The 18995-nt window shown below is 37.3% G+C and carries 19 protein-coding genes; 14 read left to right on the top strand and 5 right to left on the bottom strand.

Going from position 1 to position 18995, the window contains the following annotated elements:
* Positions 1 to 337 (bottom strand): IS110 family transposase (locus RTV33_RS10640; protein ID WP_312644115.1); only part of this gene is annotated, 337 nt, incomplete at its 3' end.
* 353 nt (positions 338 to 690) lie between these two features.
* On the opposite strand from RTV33_RS10640, the gene RTV33_RS10645 reads away from it, so the two are divergent.
* Positions 691 to 3090: an ATP-binding protein gene (locus tag RTV33_RS10645; protein WP_312644117.1), complete on the top strand. Its 2400-nt coding sequence runs from the start codon at positions 691 to 693 to the stop codon at positions 3088 to 3090.
* Between the two features lie 81 nt (positions 3091 to 3171).
* Positions 3172 to 5418: an AAA family ATPase gene (locus RTV33_RS10650; protein ID WP_312644119.1), complete on the top strand. Its 2247-nt coding sequence runs from the start codon at positions 3172 to 3174 to the stop codon at positions 5416 to 5418.
* Positions 5419 to 5978: 560 nt separating this feature from the next.
* Here the strand turns inward: RTV33_RS10650 and RTV33_RS15685 are convergent.
* Positions 5979 to 6071, bottom strand: a complete 93-nt coding sequence (locus RTV33_RS15685; protein ID WP_396327344.1) for a hypothetical protein — start codon at positions 6069 to 6071, stop codon at positions 5979 to 5981.
* Positions 6072 to 6112: 41 nt separating this feature from the next.
* A complete protein-coding gene (locus RTV33_RS10655) occupies positions 6113 to 6283 on the bottom strand; it encodes a hypothetical protein (RefSeq protein WP_312644120.1) in 171 nt (56 codons plus the stop codon).
* A 334-nt stretch (positions 6284 to 6617) separates the two neighbouring features.
* Here RTV33_RS10655 and RTV33_RS10660 point away from each other — a divergent pair, with 334 nt between their 5' ends.
* The 12 genes from RTV33_RS10660 to RTV33_RS10715 all read left to right on the top strand — a co-directional run bounded on the left by RTV33_RS10660 (position 6618) and on the right by RTV33_RS10715 (position 16983).
* Entirely contained in the window at positions 6618 to 8231 is a 1614-nt protein-coding gene (locus RTV33_RS10660) for a hypothetical protein (protein ID WP_312644122.1), read from the top strand.
* A 166-nt stretch (positions 8232 to 8397) separates the two neighbouring features.
* A complete protein-coding gene (locus RTV33_RS10665) occupies positions 8398 to 9039 on the top strand; it encodes a DUF1643 domain-containing protein (RefSeq protein WP_312644124.1) in 642 nt (213 codons plus the stop codon).
* Between the two features lie 99 nt (positions 9040 to 9138).
* On the top strand, positions 9139 to 9798 hold the full coding sequence (locus RTV33_RS10670; protein WP_312644126.1) for a hypothetical protein: 660 nt from the start codon (positions 9139 to 9141) through the stop codon (positions 9796 to 9798).
* A gap of 99 nt (positions 9799 to 9897) precedes the next feature.
* Positions 9898 to 10263, top strand: coding sequence for a VOC family protein (locus RTV33_RS10675; RefSeq protein WP_312644128.1), 366 nt, complete (start codon positions 9898 to 9900; stop codon positions 10261 to 10263).
* A gap of 90 nt (positions 10264 to 10353) precedes the next feature.
* On the top strand, positions 10354 to 11214 hold the full coding sequence (locus tag RTV33_RS10680) for a type II CAAX endopeptidase family protein (protein WP_312644130.1): 861 nt from the start codon (positions 10354 to 10356) through the stop codon (positions 11212 to 11214).
* A 169-nt stretch (positions 11215 to 11383) separates the two neighbouring features.
* Positions 11384 to 12904, top strand: coding sequence for a GLUG motif-containing protein (locus tag RTV33_RS10685; protein ID WP_312644132.1), 1521 nt, complete (start codon positions 11384 to 11386; stop codon positions 12902 to 12904).
* 226 nt (positions 12905 to 13130) lie between these two features.
* Entirely contained in the window at positions 13131 to 13946 is an 816-nt protein-coding gene (locus RTV33_RS10690) for a type II CAAX endopeptidase family protein (protein WP_312644134.1), read from the top strand.
* 128 nt (positions 13947 to 14074) lie between these two features.
* On the top strand, positions 14075 to 14248 hold the full coding sequence (locus tag RTV33_RS10695; protein WP_312644136.1) for a DUF4177 domain-containing protein: 174 nt from the start codon (positions 14075 to 14077) through the stop codon (positions 14246 to 14248).
* A 138-nt stretch (positions 14249 to 14386) separates the two neighbouring features.
* Positions 14387 to 14821, top strand: a complete 435-nt coding sequence (locus RTV33_RS10700; protein ID WP_312644137.1) for a GNAT family N-acetyltransferase — start codon at positions 14387 to 14389, stop codon at positions 14819 to 14821.
* Positions 14822 to 14871: 50 nt separating this feature from the next.
* Positions 14872 to 15468, top strand: a complete 597-nt coding sequence (locus tag RTV33_RS10705; protein WP_312644139.1) for an SbcC/MukB-like Walker B domain-containing protein — start codon at positions 14872 to 14874, stop codon at positions 15466 to 15468.
* Positions 15461 to 16708 (top strand): Wadjet anti-phage system protein JetD domain-containing protein, encoded by a 1248-nt coding sequence (locus RTV33_RS10710; protein ID WP_312644141.1) that lies wholly within the window; start codon positions 15461 to 15463, stop codon positions 16706 to 16708. The genes RTV33_RS10705 and RTV33_RS10710 overlap by 8 nt, the downstream gene beginning before the upstream one ends.
* A gap of 56 nt (positions 16709 to 16764) precedes the next feature.
* Positions 16765 to 16983 (top strand): hypothetical protein, encoded by a 219-nt coding sequence (locus RTV33_RS10715; protein WP_312644143.1) that lies wholly within the window; start codon positions 16765 to 16767, stop codon positions 16981 to 16983.
* A gap of 213 nt (positions 16984 to 17196) precedes the next feature.
* Here RTV33_RS10715 and RTV33_RS10720 read toward each other — a convergent pair whose 3' ends face one another.
* A complete protein-coding gene (locus RTV33_RS10720) occupies positions 17197 to 18045 on the bottom strand; it encodes a DUF6551 family protein (protein WP_312644217.1) in 849 nt (282 codons plus the stop codon).
* Positions 18045 to 18995: a hypothetical protein gene (locus RTV33_RS10725; RefSeq protein ID WP_312644145.1), complete on the bottom strand. Its 951-nt coding sequence runs from the start codon at positions 18993 to 18995 to the stop codon at positions 18045 to 18047. The genes RTV33_RS10720 and RTV33_RS10725 overlap by 1 nt, the downstream gene beginning before the upstream one ends.

The raw sequence follows: 18995 nt of genomic DNA on the forward strand, positions 1-18995 counted from the left end.
AATCTATTCCATAGTTTGCAATCTTTATTGCGTCAAGCGGATCAGTTTTTCCTTTGCGAATCGCGATCATGGCGTACTTTTTCATGAGATAGGCATTTACGACGCTAACAAATACACCATGTTGCTTCAGAAACGCCAGTATTGGATAATGATATGCACCAGTTGATTCCATAACCACTCGGACTTCGTCGTTCAGCCTATGTATTTGTTCAACTAACTGCATTAAATCATGCTCACAATGCTGCAAGTTGTATGGAGAAATCAGGATTTCACCATACGGTTTCATAAAACAAACTGTACTCTTTCCTTTGGAAACATCAACTCCAACACTAATCATAAAGTTCCTCCTTAGAATCACATGGTATCCATCCTTGCTTATTACCATTCAGATTGGTTAGTGACGCGAAAGCCGTATGGTTTCAACCTGCTAAATCGAATGCTCATAACAAGGGGATGGTCGGCAGATTATTGCTCGGATGCGAAATCCAATGGGAAGTAAGCCAGACCATGGTTCCCCTTATTATAAAAAATAAGCACAAACATCACCAGCTTTAAGGTAAATGTCTGTGCTTATATAGTACCAATGCGAAATTGATTAAGTTATATAAAAAATAAATAATGCAATAAAGGTCTGACGCTAATAACCACCATTTGATATTTAAATACGATTGAACAAGGAAGGAATCTATTATGAATGTGGATTTACAAAACAGATTAGACAAAATGTCTATTTATAAACAATTGAAAGAAAAATGCATCAATGAGAATCAACCCGCAGTGTTAGCACTTGTTCAAAATGTAGGCTACTTTGCTATTATGAGATTGAAAACGGTAATAAGAAATATGCCAGAGTTTACATTACATGACGACACTCATATTTTTAATATGCTAATAATTATGGGAAAACTCATTCCCAAGGACTGCATTCAAAAATTATCTATTCCAGATTTGCTGATGCTCCTTCTTTCTGTTTTCTTACACGATATTGGGATGGCTCCAGATGAAAAATATATACTCGCGTGGAAAGGACAGTATTCAGACCTAGAAGATGATAAGGATTTAGCAAGAGAAGTGGAGTTGTTCAATCGTTTCCGTATGACATATACTCATCAGTTATCCGATATAGAGCGGTTGCGTTCAGAAAATGAATATGCCAAAGCACAGTTGCTCGAAGATTATATTGTAACCGAGTACATTAGAACTACACACTCGTCTCGTGCAAGGAAAATAATATCCGATTACTGGGCAGGAAAGGTCGTTTATCAAGATACTGACTTGACGGAAGATTTGGTTGCAATATGCCTTAGCCATAATGAAAGCTACACCTATTTACTCAATATGGAGAGTTTTAAAATATGTGACCAAGATACATTTTTATGCATTCCTTTTGTAGCTACATTGTTACGTTTGGCTGATATTATTGACTTTGATCCAAAGAGAACGCCGCAAGTGCTTTTTTCTCATCTGGCCGTTAAAAATCCTGTGTCATTGAATGAATGGAAAAAGCATCTAAGCATAAATGCTTGGACAATTTCCTCAAAAAAGCTAGTTTTCTCTGCCCAATGTGAACACCCTGCAATAGAGGCTTCAATACTCTCTTTTTGCAATCAAATTGATTCAGAACTTAGAAACGGAACGGTTATTCTCTCTCATCTATCTGATGAAGGCATAGGTGCTGATCTTGAGGCATATAAAATTCCACTGCCTCCACAAGTCGACAGAAGAAAAATTACAGCCAAAAAAGATATTCTTACTGGTAATCCAATATACCGCTATCATGACACAAAGTTTTCACTAAGCAAAAAGCAAATCATTGATTTACTGATGGGTACAAAGCTATATGGCAAGCCCGAGGTGGCATTACGAGAATTGCTGCAAAACTCAATTGATGCCTGCTTATTAAGAGCAAAGCTCTCTAAGTTTTGGAAAATTGACTATACTCCTCGAATAAAAGTGTCTCTATTTAGAAAAAACGATACTGACTATTTAAGGGTAAGCGATAATGGTGTTGGAATGAATCAACACATAGTTGATAAATATTATACAAATATTGGATGCTCTTACTACTCTTCGCGAGAATTCAGCGAGTTAATGTCATCATGTAAGTCATCTTTTACACCGATATCAAGATTTGGAATTGGTATATTGTCATGTTTTATGGTGTGTGATTCAATGGAAGTAACTACAAGAAGAATAAAAGGCGAATTCGAATGTGACGATGCACTTCACATTTCAATTGAAGGATATGAAAGCCTTTTTGTTATTTCAGATTCAGACAAGAAAGACCCAGGTACAGATACAGTGTTATCATTGCGTCCTGTCCACCCATGGGATCGGATGAGCGAGGATGAATTCGTTCTATGTATAAAAAATATAGTCCCTAATCCTGCCGTGAAAATTGAAATAGAAACAGATAAAGGTAGCGAAACTCATTCAAGCGAAAGCTTTGATGAGTTAGTCCTTGATCCGTTATTGGATTATTCTTGGAGTGACAAAAAGAATGTTAAAAAACTAAATGTTGATTTAAAAGACGATCAATATAGCTTTAAAGGAAAAGGTTGCATAGGGTTACTCATTAAAGATGGAACTCCTGTAAGTGAAATAGAAGTTCTTTCCAGAAATGTTGAAATAGATGGGGAAGTATACACTCTATCTTCAACTATTAAATATGATACTACCTGCATTTCAGAAAATACTACCAGCATTTCTGTTGATGCAGATGGAGAAATCAGTGCAGATACTTCATACTCAAAACGCTTTAATTCAGAAGTAGCATTATCAATACACGGAATTGAAGTACCATGCAAAATTGTTCCAGACTATAATAACAGGCAATCGCAAACATTAATTAGAACACCATTTCCATTCTCTTTTAGATTGGACATTGGACAAAATAGCGATTTAAATTTGAATTCAGCACGAAACCAAATCATATATGATGAGAAATGGCTACAATTTGAGGAAAATCTATATAGCGTCTTATGTAGACAATTAAAAACAAATTTAGGAACCTCCGATTGGGAGACTGTAAAATCCATGATTCAACAAAGTAATTGTACGGTATTTAAGCGTATTGCTCAACAATTCTAATAATGTTCAAAAATATCATCATATTTAATAGCAATAATGAGCAAACCAAATGTGAGTAATCTTTTGAAGGAGAATATAAATATGCCTAATGTATTATCTTTTAATAACCTCAAGTATCAGGATATACTTGAACCTGAGTTTGATGATTTTTCTATGTCATCACATAATAATCTTGAATTCAAAATAATGGGGCAATGTGGGATGGTAGTAGTTTACGCTCCTAATGGTATGGGAAAAACTACTCTTTCGAACGTTCTAAAGATTGAGAATTCAAGCCAGGCGGTTGACTTTTCCGCTGTATATAATGATGTACCAATAACACCTGAGGATAAGAGGTTTCATATTATCGGTGACCAAAGCACCCGGAATATTATTCATGGTAATACATCTGATTATCTTATAGGTGAGGATATTCGAAGGGAATATGAATTACGAAAAATTATAGAAGATATCTTCAATAGTTGCTTTGTGGTTTTTACTAAGACACTTAAAGAAAAATATAGAATAACTAAGAGAGATGATTACTTTTTATCAAGTATGAATAACCAAGTAATAGCGAACTACATTCGAGATATTATCCCGACTCGGAACCGTCGGAGTGAAATAGATAGAATAGAGTTTGTCCACTATATAAAAAGCCTTTCTGTAGAAAATATACCCGAGATAGTTGAAGAAAAAACAATATTTATAGTAGAGAATCAGCAATTAATCAAAGATGTGTTGGCGATAACTGCTGAAATTGAACAAGTTGGTGAGATTCAAGAAATCGAACAAAATGATGATGCTATTAAAATATTAAACAAGTATCCTAGCCAAACAGTTTGCGTAGTGTGTGATGCACAGAATATATCAATTGATGAGCTTACCCATAGAAAGACAGTGAACCGCAATAGGATTTACACTAACTTACCGACTAGAATAAAGGAAGTTTTGGATAACATAATTAATAATTCTTCTTTGCAGTATGGTGATCCTTTTTCTATACATGCTAGAGTATCAGACTTCATTAGTACAGGAGATTATCCTTTCTTACAAATACTTCAAAATGAGCTAAGTGAATATGTCAATTCTACATTAAAGAACATCACGAATTTATTTCTGCAGATATTTGATGAAACGAGCTTAGATACGCATTTCACTGAATATGAAAACCTATTAAATAGACAACCCATGCTGGATAATGAGGAATTGATGTTAATCAATGAAGTGGTAAATGAGAACATTGGTCCTGAAATAACAATAATAAGAGATGAGCGAAATGGGAAAAATTTCAGGTTGTTGCTTGACGGTGAAGCATTTCTTGGTGATGATGTTGGTGATAAGAATCAGAAACCACTAAAGCTAAGTACAGGAGAGCGTAATTTCATTTCGTTAGCATTTGAACTTTTGCTTGCAAGGCACTCTGATAAAGAATTTGTGGTGTTAGATGATCCAATTTCAAGTTTTGATTCCATATATAAAAACAAGATAGCATATTGTATTATTAAGTTTTTGGAAAAGAAAAAATGTATAATTCTAACACATAATCTTGAACTAGTCCGTTTGCTAGAATTTCAAAACTCTGGATGTTTTAACTTATATATGTTTAATAACACGAATGGTGGAGTTAATGGATTTGTCCGGGTAAATGATCTGGAAAAGAAAATACTAAATAATCTTCATGACTTAATTAAATTGTTCCGCAATGGAGATCCATCCACTCAATTATGCGATGTTGTAATTGATATCAGAATCTTTTTGATGGCAATGATTCCATTTTTGCGAGGATATGCCCACATTATATGTACAGAAAATGATATATACTCTAGCCTATCCTCCATTATGCACGGATATGAAAATGGCTCTGTCGATGTTAATCAAATATATCAGAATCTATTTGGATATGATTTTGGTGAGGAGTGTGTGGTGTCGGTTCAAGATATATTAGATTTTGATTGCACAAATGTTAGGACAGTAGACCCAGTTAGATTGCCATTACTATCAGAAACGTTAAAGCAAACATTATTATATTATCATTTGAGGATGTGCGTTGAATCTACCTTGGTTGAATTGTTTCCAGCTAGTCGGCGTCATGATGAGGATGCAATGTTAGGTCAGATTATCCAAAAGGCTTTTAAGTGTGATAGAACCGATCCAAATTTCGATAGTAAACTTCAATACAGGGTATTTTTCACATCAAGAAAAACACTGCTCAATGAGTTTAACCACTTTGAAGGTAATATGAATATCTTTCAACCAGCTATTGATATTGAAGATAATGCGCTTCAGAGAGAGGTTGATGCTATTCACGAAAAGCTAGCATTGTTAAGAATAGAACTTAACTCTTAATTACCCAATCCATAGAATACTTTTGTTTAAATCTAATTTTAATTTCGATACATTATGAATTATTCATTATGTTTATTGACGGACAGGCTTGTTGTGCAATTAGGGTAAGTTTTAAATATTTAAGAAGACATCACTGTTATCTACTACAAAGAATTTGAAATAATGAGACATCAATATAAATATCAAAATACATGATACAAATTTTTGGGGGATGTATTGTATACAAAGATCAATTACAGTAACTATTAATAGATTGTGGTGCCAAATTTGACGCAGCCGGAAAGTATGCTTGCTCACAAGTAAAAAATGATATAAACGACAATACTATTTTGATGTGATCACTATAACGGAATAGTTGAAATGCCAGCAAAAACTAAACTTCGCATTATGTTTATGATGGACAAGCAAACAAATCGTAGCAATAATCCTGCTAATAAAAGTCAAGCATAAATTTCTGAACGGTGACGCTTTGAGATGAACCTGAAAATAAGTATAGTAAAGCTGACCAGCTATATCTGCGGTAGCTGGCCGATAGAGTTCGGCTCAAAGTCTACTATATCTTACCAATAATCTATTCCATAGTTTGCAATCTTTATTGCGTCAAGCGGATCAGTTTTTCCTTTCCGAATCGCGATCATGGCGTACTTTTTCATGAGATAGGCATTTACAACGCTAACAAATACACCATGTTACTTCAGAAACGCCAGTATTGGATTTCGTTCAGCCTATGTATTTGTTCAACTAACTGCATTAAATCATGCTCACAATGCTGCAAGTTGTATGGAGAAATCAGGATTTCACCATACGGTTTCATAAAACAAACTGTACTCTTTCCTTTGGAAACATCAACTCCAACACTAATCATAAAGTTCCTCCTTAGAATCACATGGTATCCATCCTTGCTTATTACCATTCAGATTGGTTAGTGACGCGAAAGCCGTATGGTTTCAACCTGCTAAATCGAATGCTCATAACAAGGGGATGGTCGGCAGATTATTGCTCGGATGCGAAATCCAATGGGAAGTAAGCCAGACCATGGTTCCCCTTATTATAAAAAATAAGCACAAACATCACCAGCTTTAAGGTAAATGTCTGTGCTTATATAGTACCAATGGGACGTTTACTGAGTGCTACGGTAGGCTTGATTTAAGGAATTTTGTATAGCAGAAAACTTAGTTGATATGTTGAGGTAGAGTGTTATGCCGATGTATTTAAAACGTAATACTATTCGCTATTTTGAAGCCAGTGTAGACGCAATAAGTTTAGCAGTAACGGCATTAGGGTTACCACAACGGCATGAAATTAGGGAATCGACTTCAAAAAATGCTGTTGCAATCGGTTTGGCTGGTGTTTCAGCTGAATTAGCAATGAGTGCGATTATTGTACAGGCTCAAGGAGAAAAAGCACTCCTTCATCCATCTGGATTTTATAAAACTGGCACTCATATAGTGGATGATTTTAGAAAACTTATTAATTCACAAATACCTAAAATGTTGTTTTTGACCCAGGGTATTAAAGATCCGGCAAAACATATTTCCAACATATTAAACACTACCTCAAAATTCAAATTATTAACCAAGGCTCGTGCTGGTGGCCTACATGCAGGAATAGGGCCATCTCGAGATGTATGCATTGCTTGTGTTAATGATGTAATAACGTTTATTGATATTTTAGGTGAATCTTCAAGAATAAAAACATATACGTTGACCGTACCTCGTAAAATTGAAATGCCTAAAAGTTATGATTTAATAATAGACGATATGATTTCTAAAGTGGCAAAATCCTCATCAGATATAGATAAAGCAAATGCATTAGCATCTGTTTATTTAGTTGTTCCAGAATTGCCAGATCAAGAACCTGATTGGTTCCCAGCGTTTGAAAGGCTTTGTATTGCTCCGAAAACCAATGATATTTCGTTTCTGCTTGAGACGCTTGAAACTTCGAAATATGCTTCCTTAATAAAAGTTTCAAAATCTCAGGTTGGTATGCCAGTCGTCATACAAAAAGGCAACCCATCTACACTACCGATTGAACCACAATACTTAAAAAAGTCTTTTTCTAATATACGGGATCAAGTATACGCTGATAGAGGAACTGCGAATGGCAGGCTAGATCAAAATCAATTTGATCCGCCTCCTATTGAATCGGTGTATGAAGTATTTGCATTTCAATTTTATTTGCTAGGAATAACGCAATTTGAAGAAGAGGTATTAACGTCTGTTGACACTTGGCCTTTTATAGCGGCAAGTTTATCCTATACGGGTACTTTGGGGCCATATTGGTATTTTGTAAGAATGACTTCTGATTTAGATCAATTAAAAAGCTATATAAGTCGAGCTGCAAAGATTGGTGGGGGGGCCATACATAATGGTGTTTTAGAGTTTACAGAAGGTTTTAAGGCTATAAAAGATAATAAATTCCTTTCAAAAAGCAGCGGGTTTGCTCAAAAACTTATTGAGCAATATGAAAAGTCAGGGGAAAAACGTAAAAATCTTATAAAGTTATACAGCAAAAATAGAAATAATGATAAATACTTATGTGAAGATGCGAAAACTGATTTATATCAAATCTGTGATGAAGATAAGCCTGTTGGGGAGATGTTAGTAAAACTTGCAGAGAGAACTTACAAATTATCGAGTGGCAAAAGTTATTCTTATTGGGCTCGTGTTATTTGTGAGGCTGCAGTAGAGCTTGAAGATGCGCAAGGGCTTTTGGCAATATTGAAATCCACTGAGCTCTCCGTGGCTCACACTGCAGCAAAAAAAGCATTAAGAGTGATTGATTTTATAAATTTTGGACCCAAGATCGAGTAATGTGTACACCTGAAATTCCCATTATGTTTATTAAAACTAAATAAACACTAAAGAAAGAAGATGTAGATATGCCAAATAAGTTGCGTGACGAACCAATTTATCTTCACCTAAAATATGTAGCAAAATCCTACAGAATTATGCCCCTTAAACAACTAGGAGGTTTGGGATGAGTCATATTCCTATAAAAGATATCCGCACCTTTGGGGATATTACTTTTGCAACTCAGCTGCGGGAGACAGAGAAGTCAACTAATCGATACGATGTACAAAAGTGGATTTTTGTCCCTAATACTTATACAGAGTACCGTTATATTCTGGGGACAATCGGGAATAATCCGCTTGTCTGTATTGGTATTAATCCGTCGACGGCTGAACCAGATAAACTTGATCCAACGCTTCAAAGTGTCAAGCAAATTGCGCTGAACAACGGCTTCGATTCCTTCATCATGTTTAATGTTTATGCCCAACGTGCCACTTCACCGAATGACATTGATAAGACAATAAATACTCATTTGCACCTAGAAAATATGAATGCCTTTAAGTACATACTATCTCTTTCTACATTACCAACTGTGTGGGCAGCATGGGGCACAATTATAGAAAAGCGAGCATATTTGTTTGATTGTCTATCAGACATGATTGCAATCGGCAAGCAACATGATGCCAAATGGGTAAGTTGCGGTAAAAAATCAATCAAAGGACATCCGCACCACCCTCTGTATTTACGAAAAGACTCTCAGGTAGAGTTGTTTGATATTGAAGACTATTTGAAGAGGTTTTGCGCGCACGATGTACGTTCTTTTTTTTGATGGCCAGTATCTAGTTATGCTTATTTACAATATATAACACGCCAAAATATAAAGGCTACTGCTAATGTACATAAAGTTTTAGTTAAAAGGAGAGAACTCATGTTTTATTGGTTTTTAAAGGATTACGAAACTAATATTTTTAAAGCTAATGAAAGAAAAGTAGAGACATTATATACTTGGGAGAAAGTGATATCTTTTTTATTGATAGCTTTATCAATCGTTTTCTTCTTTATCAATATCTATCAACTAGGGAGTCTCGCAGGAATTATAATTCTAATTGGATTAATAGCATTGCTAATTACTTTTTACCTATTAGAGGAAAATCGCAGGAAGAAGGAATTTGACAGAATTGTAGCAAGATTCAAGAAAAATAAATTAGAACCTTTTATAAGTATGTTGCAAAATGAAAAGTATACTATGTTTGGCAAAACGCTAGACTGCGAAGAAGGAATCGAATGGCTATTAAATGCTTGCTCAAATGAGATTGAAAGGTGCAACAACAAGCCTTCTTTCGTCGTCCCTATAAAGAGTTTTTTAACATTTATTTTACCGATAATTACTTATATAGGCGGCACGCTTGTTTCAACTCTTTCTAATCCTGAAAAACTAAATTTTTCAGTTATGGTCTTAATAATATTATTAATGATATTTGGAATCTACTGTATCGTTGCTCCTCCGTTAAACGATTTTTTATCTAAGCAAATAAAAATAATTGAAGACTTAAAAGACAACTTGGAATATTATAAGATGACAAAATAATTCAATAGTATATTTTATATTAAATTTAGTATCCTTTGGGATCGCTGATATACTTCGCATTATGTTTAACAATTAGCATTGAATTAATAAGGAGCAAACATGAAATTAAATTGGGTTACATTTAAAGTTAGCGATTTAGAAAAAAGTACATTTTTTTACACGGAACTGCTTAATCTTGACATTTCAGCAAAGTTTGGCAGTTCAGAGCGCCAAATCGTCATGCTTGGAAAGGCAGATGAGCCAAAGGTTGAATTGATATTTGAGCCAAACACTAAAATCGAAAAACCGGGTAATGGTGTTTCGATTGGCTTGGAAGCCGATAATTTAGACCTATTGATCAATGTTCTAAAAGGGCACGGATATAAGGCTACAGGTCCAATATTACCGAATCCACAAATAAGGTTCTTTCTAGTTCAAGATCCTGACGGGTACACGGTTCAACTTGTCGAACAAAAGTCAAAGTAGCTCTCTAAATTGCTGGGCTTCCAATTATCCATATTAAAATACTAGGCTGTACACATTATTTATATCGTACACAAGTAATAGGAGCGTAGAATGAAAGAGAAAAAACAATGTAAACCAATACAAACTATTCTGGTTATATACTTGATATGTTTTATTTTTAGAACAATAGAATATATGCTAATCCGTACGGATCAAAGTATTTTGGGAGAGGCATTTATCCACAAACTTGTGGGTATCCTTGTGATGATATTAGCGGCAAAGCACTTTTCCCTTACGATGAAAGATATAGGCTTTGCAAATGTGCAAGCGGGGAAGAATATACTTTATGGTCTTTTTCTGGGAATAGCTGTATTTATCTTGGCATATGGAGTCGAGGTATGGTTGCAAATATCAAAATCCAACTTTCAATCGCTTCGGCTCTATGTGAGCAGTTATGCAGTTGACGGGAACCGGGGCAACCAGGTTGCGCTTTGGTTCTTTGCCATTTGCATAATTGGAAACATAATAAATGTAGTCATGGAGGAAGGTGTCTTTCGGGGCTTGTTTCTTAAACTCACAGAGAAAAAATACTCATTTGTCAAGGCTGCTTTCATAACCTCTGTACTCTTTGGTATATGGCACATTGCGGGTCCTGTACGCAGTTTTTGGGATGGGGACATCAGTGCAACTGGAGCAATCATGTCGGCGGTTATGCTCGTTGTAACGTCAGGTCTTGTTGGGTTCAAGTTTTGTCTGCTGACTAAGATAACAGGCTCTCTTTGGATGGCAATGGCTGATCACTTTGTAAACAACACAATCGTTAATATTTTGCACGTGGTAACAAGCACCGGAGCGGATGAACTGATAATGGTCCGTATTACAGTTGCACAGGCGGTTTCGTTTCTGATTGTCCTTTTTGTCTACTGGAAAAGTGATGTACGTTACAAACAAGCATTTCGCGCAAAGGTATAGATTTTGAGTGGCTTATGAGCATAATCTCCAATATTCGCTTCGTATTATTTATATAAGCACTGTCTTTGGGTGTTACGCGGACTTCACATTATGTTTACAACAAGAGAGATAACCTGGATTATTTATATTTTATTGGTAGAATAAAATAGCGAAAGCAGGAGGTAGTTTGTTGAAAAAGATTACGTTCCTAATAGCGTTGTACTTTATCCTTATTGCATTTACTAGCTGTTCACAGAGTGACTGTGAAGCTCCTGATAATTCACAAGTTTCATCTGTTGTACCCGCGGGTGAGGAAGAATATCAGGCGATAGAATGGACTTTGCATGAGCAAATCCGTTTGTACGAGTATGGTTGTTATGGTACTGAATATACGAGTGGCAAAGAAAATGTATATCTATCAGGATTTGCAGTAATGCATTGCCAAACAAATAATATAGAATATGGCGCAGAAAGCAACAGGCAGAGTTTAATAAGACTTGCCACTAAAGAATATTTCAATGTTACGTTTGATGAAGATCATTACTTTAGTGATGTTAGCTTTGATGACAAAAGACTTAGCATACGACCAACAGAAGCAATAATCAAGGACGATATGGCAACGGTTGTTGTGCAAAAATCTTTGGATGACCAGGAACTTTTAGACAGCAAGTACACTTTTAGAAAAACAGTAATGCCTCAAAGCTTTGAGGGAACAATCTTTGAGCAGCTGGCCTATGATCATTATATTTGGAAGATTGAAAAGGTTGAGATTATCAAAGACCCCATAAGTTCAGATGTTGTGAAAATTAGCAATGCAGACGAACTAATTAAGTTTTCCAATGACGTAAGTGCAAAAAAACCTGAAGCAGTCAATGGCAATTTTGTTTTGACTGCGGATATTGATTTAACTGACAATAATGAATTTATGCCCATTGGTACCTATCATGAAAATGAAACATTTGATGCGGCGGCACTGAACCTTAAAGTGCCAATGGGCTTTAATGGCACCTTCGACGGTGCAGGATACACCATTTCAGGATTCAACTTTAATGAGCACGCAAAGGCGCTTGGGTTTTTTAGAGTGCTGAATGATGATGCCATTGTAAAAAACTTAAGTTTACAGGGTCGTGTAGTAAATCATTACACAGGGGATCTAAATTGTTATACAGGTGGTTTTGCCGGCATGATATCCACAAATGCCCAGGTGGAAAATTGTAGTTTTTCGGGAAATGTGGAGGGAGAGTCCTATGTAGGAGGATTTGTTGGTGAGATAGACTATACAAGAGTCAATGAAAAATACGATCAAGAAGGCTTTTGGGAATCTGGCGATGGGCTTATCAAAGATTGCACGTCCAATGTAACGGTTACAGCGGCATACTATGCAGGTGGTTTTGCAGGAAGTGTCCTTGGGAATCTTGAGCATTGCACCGCGAATGGAGAAGTTATCATAACAAAAGGAAATGCTGGTATTCCAATGGTTATAGGTGGATTTTGTGGAGATGTAGGGACACAGCTTAGCAACTGTCACTCTAATGTAAAAGTTACACATTTTGTGGATGGTGCCAATAGAATGGGGAATTTCGTTGGTGCGCTTGGCAGACAAAGCATCATAAACTGCACAATAAAAGCAGATGTAGTAAATCCGGATTGGTTTATGGTTGGTATGAAAGGTTACTTAAATGCAGATGTGGATATTAAAATAGTAGATTAAATATAATCTAAACTGATAGGGCAAAACAAGCAGGTTCCCCCCTACTGTTTCTACATATTATGAGCATAAAATGTAGTAGCCGTTAAATCTCAGTTACGCATTATGTTTAAACCGTGGACACGCCCAAGAATCTTGGCACCTGGGCTTGCTAATCGCAATAATGTGCAGCTGGGCATGACCAAAGAGCATGCAATTATAGGCCACTTATTGAGAGGAAAAGAATAATATGAAGATTAAAAAGATGAATACAATGTGGCAATATGTAATGTTTACATATCTGTTGTTTTGGTTTATGGTTTTAGGCCTTGGCGGGATAGCAATTTTTGTTTTTGATGTTACGCCTTTTGGTATGAGTTGTGTAACAACTTTATGCAGTTGGGCGCCAACAATAGTGCTTCTGATTATGCTAAAAAAGCTAAAACCAGATACTTCCATAAAGAACTTTTATAAAGAGGCTTTTAAAGAAAAACTGAATTCTTCTGTTTTTTTTATTGCATCCTTAGTGATAGTAGGCGTGTTTCTGATATCAACAGGGGTTTTAGCAGTCTTTGAAAAAACTGCACAGCTCCAATTTGCATCTACTGCATTATTGAGCAACATTCTATTTACTGCTATCCAAGGTGCAAGTGGTGAAGAATCCGGATGGAGAGGATTCTTGATGGCAGAGATGGAAGGTAAATATGGTTTTGTGAAAGGCAACCTGATTTTAGGTTTAATCTGGGCATTCTGGCATTTACCATTATGGTTTGTTTCTACTAATTATAGCGGATTGCATTTATTAATATATATTCTTTCATTTATCATTGGGATAACTGCATTTTCGATCATAATTGGTGTATGTATGAAAAAATGTAATAACCTATTTTTATCATTTTGGATGCATTTTTTGTTTAATTTCGTTTTAACATTCTTTATTGGAAAAGATGTGTATTTGCTTGCCTTATTAGCGGTGTTATATACTGTTACGGCTGTGATCTTTACTGTTGTTCATTTATATAGAGAAGGAGTTCGATTATCTCCTAAAGCCCATACCAGGAACTAATAAGATTATCCTATAGAGTGAGTATGATATGGCCTCCCCAATTTCTATATTAGAAGGTTTTACACAAAATCTTGGAGTTCTCATTATGTCTATACCCTTAATTAAAAAACTTATAGGAGAGCGATGATTTGGAGCAATTTGAATACAAGACATTGTTTACTGATGCCAAAGGAGTATTCGGGGGTAAAGTTGACCACAGCACGTTTAAAAATGAACTGAATGAATTAGGCTTACAGGGTTGGGAGTTATTAAGCGCTGATGCATCTGCTCAAAGCTATGGTAGCATAAGGTGGATCATCTAAATATTTAAACGTTAGATTTGATAAATAAACCAATAGTAATGAGTGTAACGGGAAATTCAGTCAACAACCCACTAGGGTTCGCATGCCGGTTGAGCTTAGTCTTACTATTTATAAACTGTGTATAAGGAAGAAATACAGATGTTGATTGAAAAAATTGATGCTGATAAAAGAGAGTGTGCATTATTGCTTATAGAAAAGACCTTCATGCAATATGAAGCTCCGGATTATTCCTCTGAAGGGGTGAACTCTTTTAAAAAAATTCTGGACGACAAGGGCTTCATTGATGGACTAGAAATGCTAGGCGCATACATTGATAGCAAACTTGTGGGAGTTATTGCAACCAAAAACAGCGAAAATCATATTAGTTTATTTTTTGTAGATGGCAATTACCACAAACAAGGTATCGGTAAAGCACTTTTTAAGCAGATGCTTCAAAGTAGTGCCAAGAATATAATAACTGTAAATTCATCTCCTTATGCTGTAGCAGTGTATGCGTGCTTAGGGTTTGTTGCTGATTGCGAGGAAAAGCTCACGGATGGTATTCGATATACGCCAATGACATACATAAAATGAGCGGTCCCATTATTTATATAATGTGGACGATTTTAGAATGAGGACTTTGAATGAAGAATATTATCGTTACTATGGCAGCACTACTTATACTATTCGCCGGATTCACAGTACCGGTTTATGCATTATCAGACGCGCAATCTGTGGCAATACAAAAATTGTTAGATGATGCCTGTCGTGAGGATGGCACGGGCGGAAAGATCGGTGATTATGAAAAGCGCGTAATTGAATATACTGATTATCGTACATATCTTTTTTTTGACTTGGAAGTTACGCACAAAGATGGTACATCTGAGCGATTGTCAAAGACTCTCTCCAAAAAATCAGGAGGTGAAACACAGACGCCATTCTATATTGCTGTGCTTGCCTCGTTTGCGCAGTTATATCGAATCGGACGTGACAAGAGTGAAAAAACTTCTCGTTTGATCATCTTTGATGAGGCATTTTCTAAAATGGACGGCGAGCGTATCGTACGCAGCATTGAATTACTGAGAAAATTTAAATTTCAAGTTATCCTGTCAGCTCCGCCCGATAAAATCGGGGATATTGCTACGCTTGTTGATCGCAACCTCTTGGTGTATCGAGAAGGTAAAAGTACCTGTGTAAAAGAATTTGACCCGCGTCAAATTGAGGATATAGTTTATGACTGATATTAGATTAAAACTTATAAACACCCTGCTGGATAAATATGAACGCAGCATCGCTTTCAAGACAGGAGATGCGCCAACCCGCAGGATAATGCTTAAATTGTATCATAATGGACTTGCGGACTTCCCGGACTATAACATAGAAAATCCTGAAATCCGTCTAACAGTTAATCGTGCTGTCTGTCAGCTTAAAGTGGATGGAGTGGTTGATTTTAAATGGATGAAGGGCGAAGTAAATCATATAATCTCAGAAGCATGGCTAATCTTTGAAAACCTTGAGACGGCATATAAACTGGTAGGACGGATGCCAAAGAAGGATGAAATCGAAGAAGTTCGTGCGGAATTGGAAAGTTTGCAAGGGCAGCTTCACCTGGAGTGGGCATTGGATTATCTGAATGATGTGCTTGATGCTATCAATCGCAACCGAAAGCTCCCGGCTATTGTACCGGCCAGTAAATCCGATAGGATAAACCTGATTAAGACGATTCGTTTTATAGATAACTTAGGCGAAACCGAATTAACCGAGCGTGTATTTTCCATGAGCTGCTTTGGTGATTCGAAATTGTTCGAACGGTCTGTCAAATCCAAATTGCTGTCAATTCTGCGTAAATATATGGATATGGCAGATGATTCTACAGAGGAAGATATTCTTCGGCAAGCGGGCATCACAAAATATCCGGAACAATTTGACTTCTGCGGCGATATTCAAATATGCTTTGACGCCGGAACTGTTGATTACACGCCCCTTGATCTTGGAGGAAGTGTTTTTATTTCAGATGTCAGACGAATTACAAATATCAAGATGAACAACATTGCTCGAATTATTACCATAGAGAACCGTGCCAATTACTTTGACTATATCCAAAAACAAAAATCACCCGATGAGCTGGTTTTATATCACGCAGGGCAATTCAGTCCATCCCGCAAAATGTTTTTTCTTGCAATTAAAAAATCTATGCAAAATAGCAACTGTAGCTGGCTGCATTGGGGGGATATTGATTACGGCGGATTCAGTATGCTGCTGCGCTTGCGAAAGGAAATTTTCACTGATGTTCAGGCATATCGAATGGGAACAATTGAATTAAAAAAATTCAGTAGGTTCACAGTGCCAATTCAGCAATCGTACGCTGAAAAGCTTAGGGCATTGCTGTCAAAGTCTGAGTTGACAGATTGTTATGAATGCATCAATTATATGGTTGATAATAAGCTCCGATTGGAACAGGAATCTATGCTAACCGAATAAAGAACAGTTTGTCCGCATATATATTTGGTGAGAAACTTGGAAAGGACTCACCGAATATGATTAATGAAAAAGAATCTATCCCAAAAGAGTCATTGCACGAATTGCTTTTTGATGATTGGTCTAATGATGCCTGTTGCGGTTACACGCTGATGGCTTTGCGGAATTTACAGCTTCCTGAACAGCTGATTGATCAGATTTTGAAGGAAATGCGGTATCTGTTTACCGATGTTGAAGTTTTAAGAGCACGAGATTATTTTCATGGAAGCGCAAGATGAAGAAATTCCTTTAATGTATTTCAAGGAAAGGTAAATTCACTTGAAGTTTATAATGTCATTACTTCTGATGGTCATGCAGGAATAGAACGTTATATAGTGGTTTTAAAGCAAATCGACATAAAAACGAACAGATAAAATAAAGGAGTATGGCTCGACGGGCATGGGGCGAATTTAATGGATTGACCGCACAAGGGCAAGCCCAAAGAATACTTCTCATGCACCCCCATCATCCTCATCAGCGAAATCCATATCTTCTTCATTCTCATCCGGCACGCCGAACTTGTTCGTGTATAGCTTTGACCATTTCAATGCCGCTTTCATTCTCTTGTTGTAGGCGATTAGCATGGCTTCGGCATACCCGAGAGACCCGGCTTTCCTTTCTTTTGCCGTGCGCCCGATTTCCCTTGAAGAAAACCCGCCGACTTTATCCTTGAATATGTCGTCCCTCAAATTCTCGCCGAAGGCTACAACCAGGTGGGCAATACCCTTTAACATATTTGAGGACAAGGAATTTACATCGCCCTCCCAAGTGCCAATGCATAAGCGCAGGGTTCGGTCTAAGACGTGGAAACCGTATTTCTGATATATATATCCCAGTGTGGCGACGGCGCATATGCCGCCCGGGACCTTATTCGATGTGATTGAAAGGCCGTACGATTCAACCAAAGACTTAATAATAAGCTGGTCGTCATTACCCGCTTCCACATTTGCCATAAAGATTTCATATGGGAGCAAAGGCCTGATGTATTTTTGCTGGTTGGCGAAAATATCCGCTTCCTGAACATAGTCCAACTCATCGTAAATCATGCACCAGACTGGCGTGTCACGGGAGCCGGACACCGTTGCGACAATCTCGATCGTATGCTGACCGTTAAAAACGTAATTTATTCCGCTGCGGCGGCTGACCTTCACAGGGTTAATTTGGTAAAGGTCGAAGTTCTCCGCTGTCCGCCGGATATGGGAAGCTGATAAATTGCGCTGGTATTCCTGATTGGATACCAGATTTTTAATGGGTATCTGTTCAAAATGAACCTTTGGTACAAACATGCTGAGGTCTTCCATCATATTTCCTCCTTGACCGCCGTAAGCACAGCGTCAACAGTCGATTGTAAACGGCTTAATTCATTTTCAAGCCTATGGCGCGCGTTACTGGAAACCTCTGTGAAGTCAGCTGAGGAGCGCGTTCGTTCGATGGAGCTGATCCATGACGGAATCGTAAACACAAGGCTGAGTATTTCCGCATCCGGGTCATATGCGGGCATATTTTTCACTGAAATTTCAGGCAATAGTAGGTAATCCTGCTTTTTTGCCTTTTTTCTTTTCGGAACAATATTTCTCGTGCCCGAATAACCGGCATCGCCTTCTGTTAATTCCGCACTCACACGCCGAATATCCGATGGCGACAGCCGGGAAAGTTCAAGGATGTTTTCCTGTGAGATTTTGATTTGCCCGGATAAAATCTTAGGCGCCAACTCTGGGTCTACCCTTGAAAGCGAGTCAATCGCATTTGCGTATATTCCGTATTTGTCGACGGTTGCGTGTGAAATACGATACTCTTTGCCGAGACGCTCGCGCGTACGGCAGGCTGTTTCTTCAAAAAGTGGTTCGGTCAATATTTTGGGCCTAACCTCTTTCCTTGTATATTGGTTTGTCCCGACGGCATTATGGGCGCCAATGATTTGCTCCATTTTATATCTTTTGCCAATTAAATACCGGCGTGATTCGTCCGTTATATTACGGCGGCCAAGTTGGTTTGCGCATATCCACGCGACCGCTTCCTCACGGCTTCTCAGGAAGATGTGGGCGATTTTGAAAGGAATCTGATGGCGGGTGCAAATCTCATATCGGTTGTGGCCGTCGAGAATGGTTTTGTTCCATACGCAAAGGGGCTCGCGGCATCCGTCTTGAAGAAGGTTTTCTTCAAGCTGTTTTCGCTCATCCGGCGAAAGGGGCGGGATGAGGTTTTTGAATTCCTCGTCGATTTTCAATGTATAGATATCATATTCGGTCAT

The organism is Hydrogenoanaerobacterium sp. (assembly GCF_032017025.1).
In the GTDB taxonomy this organism is placed as follows: Bacteria; Bacillota; Clostridia; order Oscillospirales; family Ruminococcaceae; genus Hydrogenoanaerobacterium.